Raw genomic sequence first — 4,500 nt, 5'->3', positions numbered from 1 at the left:
GGCGTGCGCAATTTCACCGCGCGGCAAAACCTCGTGAAGATGAAGAAGGGCGACAAGGCTTTCTTCTATCACTCCAACGAAGGCAAGGAGGTCGTCGGCATCGCCGAGATCATCAAGGAGGCCTATCCCGATCCCACGGACAAGACCGGCAAGTTCGTCTGCGTCGACATCAAGGCCGACAAGCCGCTGAAGACGCCGGTGACGATGGCCGCGATCAAGGCGGACAAGAAACTCGCCGACATGGCGCTGGTGAAATATTCGCGGCTGTCAGTGCAGCCGGTGACGGCGGAGGAATGGAAATACGTTTGCAAAATGGGCGGGGTGTGACCCTTGGTCGTCATTGCGAGCGAAAGCGAAGATCCAGAAACCTTCCCGGTGAGATAATCTGGATCGTCGCTGGTGCTCCTCGCAATGACGCGATCTGATTTGCCCGTCGTGCCAACGGCTCGCGCGAATGCGCGCTCGATGACAGGCTCCGCGTTGTCCAGGCGAACGCGGCCCGGGACCTATAACAGGAAGACATTTGATGCACGCTGGGGCCACCAGCTCCGGGCGCAACGCGGGCCGGTGTTTATGGGTCCCCGCTTTCGCGGGGACGACGAGGGGATTCAGTTTACGCCGCGGCCGCCAGCACCACCTGGGCCAGAAGCTGCTCGCGCTTCTTCTGGGTGCGGTAGCCCTTCATCGTCGCGGCAAAACGCTCAAGGATGCCGTCCTCGAACGCCGTGACGATGGTGTCGTGCACATAGCTCTTGCGGCAGATCGCCGGCGTGTTGGAAAGCTGGTCGGCGGCAGCGCGAATCGCATCCCCCACCTGGCGCTTGCGTCCACGCTCGCTCGTCGCCGGAGAAACCCGCGACAGCGATTCCAGCACCACGGCCGACGCCATCAGGGTGCGGAAATCCTTCAGCGAAATCTTGATGCCGGCGATCTCGCGCAAGAACGTATTCACCGTCGTGGTGGAAACCGTGCGCACAATGCCGGACGCATCGCGATACTGGAACAGGCGCCTGCCCGGCAACTGGCGCAGGATCGGAATCGCGCGGACGAGCTTGGCCGCGTCGCACTCCTTGCGCACGGCCTTGCCGCCCTTGGCCTTGAAGCTGAGCACAAAAGCGTCGCCGTCCAGCACGACGTTGGATTTCAACATGGTGGTGGCGCCGCGCGTGCCGTTCAGCCGCGCGTAGGATTCATTGCCAGGACGGATCGCGGTGCGCGCGATCAGTTCGATCACCGCCGAGAGCGCGAATTCCCGCGTGGGCTGGTCGCCCGCCAGGTGCATCGAGACATGGCGGCGGATTTTCGGCAGCGCCTCCACCAGCCGCGCCAGCCGATGCGCCTTGCGGTGCTCGCGAATCTTTTCCCAGTCGGAATGATAGCGGTATTGCAGCCGGCCGGCGGCATCGCGCCCCACGGCCTGCAAATGCGAACTCGGATCGGGCGAGTAACGCACTTCCGCATAGGCTGGAGGCACCGCCATCTTGTGCAGGCGGCGAATGGTTCTGGCGTCGCGGATATGCGAGCCGTTGGCGCGCACGAAGGAATAGCTCTTGCCGCGCTTGACGCGGCGGATGGTGAGCTGGTTCTGCTCGCCCAGAGTCAAACCGTGTTCCTTGGCCAAAATTTCGACCGAGGGCGCGGCCGTCTGGGCCAGTTTGCGCCTCGCCGTCTTCGGCCCGAGCGGTGCGGGCTTGTCGCCCGCCTTGGGCCACTGCCCCAAGGCCTTTGCCAAAGCCAGCTCAGGATCGGGCACGCCTTGCGGTGGCGCCACAAAATTCTGTTGATCCATCATAGCTTTAGATGCCTTGCTCCAATGCATACCCTGCTAATGCCGGTTAGTTTGCTTTGTTCCGGCATGGGGCGAATGGCCCCGACCCGCGGATTTAGGGGGGATTGGCCGATCGCGCCAGCCCCTACCTTGGAGGCTAGAGGTTTCAAATTACCTTTCGCGGTGCGATGCAGCCCTGCCCTGCAAGCTCGCACCCGGCTGAAACAGGGTCCTTTCCGACGCTTCATGCAGGCTGGTCGCGCGTTGATCCTGCACACCGCAAAAGCCTCGCCGAAGGTCGTAGTCGTTGCGCTTGTCGTCGCCATCAGCGCGAGCGCATAATTGATTTTAACAATGAAGACGGCGGCCCCGTTCGTGGGCCGCATTGCGTGGAGGGATCACAATGTCCGACAAAATCTATGATGTATCGGCCGATTGGGCCAAGCGCGCCTGGGTGGACCAGGCCAAATATCGCGACATGTATGCGCGTTCGGTCAGGGATCCCAACGCCTTCTGGGCGGAGCAGGCCAAGCGCATCGGCTGGATCAGGCCTTTCACCAAGGTCGAGAACACCTCCTACGCCCCCGGCAAGATCTCGATCAAATGGTTCGAGGATGGCGAGCTCAACGTCGCCTGGAACTGCATCGACCGGCATCTGGAAAAGCGCGGCAACCAAACCGCCATCATCTGGGAGGGCGACGATCCTTCCGAATCCAAACACATCACCTACAAGCAACTCCATGACGAGGTCTGCAAGTTCGCCAACATCCTCCGCACCCGCAATGTGAAGAAGGGCGACCGCGTCACCATCTATCTGCCGATGATCCCGGAAGCAGCGTATGCGATGCTGGCCTGCGCGCGGATCGGCGCCATCCACTCGGTGGTGTTTGCCGGCTTCTCACCGGACAGCCTGGCGCAACGCATCAACGACTGCCAGTCCAAGATCGTCCTCACGGCCGATGAAGGCCTGCGCGGCGGCAAGAAGGTTCCGCTCAAGGCCAATGTCGATGCGGCAATTGCAAAAACCGGCGGCGTCGACTGGGTCGTCGTGGTCAAACGCACCGGCGGCAACGTCAACATGAACCCGACGCGCGACCTCTGGTACCACGAGGCCGCCGAAATGGTGACAACGGAGTGCCCGTGCGAACATATGAGCGCGGAGGACCCGCTGTTCATTCTCTATACGTCGGGCTCGACCGGCCAGCCGAAGGGCGTTCTGCACACCTCAGGCGGCTATCTCGTATTCGTCTCGATGACGCACCAATATGTGTTCGATTATCACGAAGGGGACATCTATTGGTGCACGGCCGACGTCGGCTGGGTCACCGGCCACAGCTACATTCTCTATGGGCCGCTGGCGAACGGCGCGACCACGCTGATGTTCGAGGGGGTGCCGAATTACCCCGATAATTCGCGGTTCTGGAACGTTATCGACAAACACAAGGTCAATATTTTCTACACCGCACCGACCGCGATCCGCGCCCTGATGCAGGCGGGCGACGCGCCGGTGACGAAGACTTCGCGCGCCTCGCTTCGGCTGCTCGGCTCGGTCGGCGAGCCGATCAATCCCGAAGCCTGGGAATGGTATCACCGCGTGGTCGGCGACAACCGCTGCCCGATCGTCGATACCTGGTGGCAGACCGAGACCGGCGGCATCATGATCACGCCGCTGCCCGGCGCCACCAAACTCAAGCCGGGCTCCGCGACGCAGCCGTTCTTCGGCGTGGTGCCGGAGATCGTCGATGCCGACGGCAAGGTGCTGGAAGGCGAGTGTCAGGGCAATCTCTGCATCGCGCGGTCGTGGCCCGGCCAGATGCGCACGGTCTATGGCGATCACGCCCGCTTCGAGCAGACCTATTTCTCGACCTACAAGGGCAAATATTTCACCGGCGACGGATGCCGGCGCGATACCGACGGCTTTTACTGGATCACCGGTCGCGTCGACGACGTCATCAACGTCTCCGGTCACCGCATGGGCACGGCGGAGGTCGAAAGCTCGCTGGTCGCGCACGCCAAGGTGTCGGAAGCCGCCGTGGTCGGCTATCCGCACGACATCAAGGGTCAGGGCATCTATGCCTATGTCACCCTGATGACGGGCACCGAGCCGAGCGACAATCTGCGCAAGGAGCTGGTGGCGTGGGTGCGCAAGGACATCGGCCCGATCGCTTCCCCCGACCAGATCCAGTTCGCGCCCAGCCTTCCCAAAACCCGTTCCGGCAAGATCATGCGGCGCATCCTGCGCAAGATCGCCGAGGACGAACCGGGCAGCCTGGGCGATACCTCGACGCTCGCCGATCCCGCTGTCGTGGACGATCTGGTCAAGCATCGCCAGAACCGGAAAGACAAAACGGCGTAGAGCTGCTAAGCTCGCGATCTTACGTTCAGGACTCGCAACGCGGCGTTCGCGCGCCGCGTGCGGTTTACTCAACGGTAGACTCAAACCCATTGTCGCGGCCGATCGGAACATCGTCGGGTGGCGACAAGAGCGAGTTGAGAAGCGAGCGCGCGGGCACGTTCATGCGCTCCCTCACGCTATTGTCATCCGAGGTTCGTGCTGGCCAAAGGGTTTCCTGAGGAGTGTAGTTTTCAGGTCATTTACTTTGATTCCAACATTTTCTTTGCTGCTCTCCGAAAACCCGTCGCGGCCCGATCGTGCAAAACGCTCGGTTAACGGAAGCGGTTAAATATTTGTGCCGGCTTGGGGCGGATTTGACCGCCGGATAGAGCGAGCG

General features: G+C 61.9%; 3 protein-coding genes. 2 read left to right on the top strand and 1 reads right to left on the bottom strand.

The window, feature by feature from the left end; all coding sequences use genetic code 11:
• A partial coding sequence (locus tag WB528_RS03870; protein WP_423887111.1) for an EVE domain-containing protein occupies positions 1-327 on the top strand: 327 nt, incomplete at its 5' end.
• A 286-nt stretch (positions 328-613) separates the two neighbouring features.
• Here the strand turns inward: WB528_RS03870 and WB528_RS03865 are convergent.
• On the bottom strand, positions 614-1,792 hold the full coding sequence (locus tag WB528_RS03865; RefSeq protein ID WP_423887110.1) for a DNA topoisomerase IB: 1,179 nt from the start codon (positions 1,790-1,792) through the stop codon (positions 614-616).
• A 379-nt stretch (positions 1,793-2,171) separates the two neighbouring features.
• Here WB528_RS03865 and acs point away from each other — a divergent pair, with 379 nt between their 5' ends.
• Positions 2,172-4,124, top strand: a complete 1,953-nt coding sequence (gene acs / locus WB528_RS03860; protein WP_423887109.1) for an acetate--CoA ligase — start codon at positions 2,172-2,174, stop codon at positions 4,122-4,124.
• Positions 4,125-4,500: the final 376 nt, after the last annotated feature.

This window comes from Bradyrhizobium sp. (assembly GCF_049586575.1).
Taxonomy (GTDB): Bacteria; Pseudomonadota; Alphaproteobacteria; order Rhizobiales; family Xanthobacteraceae; genus Bradyrhizobium.
The sequence above is the reverse complement of the archived record's forward strand: the minus strand, read 5'-3'. Positions and strand labels throughout refer to the sequence as shown.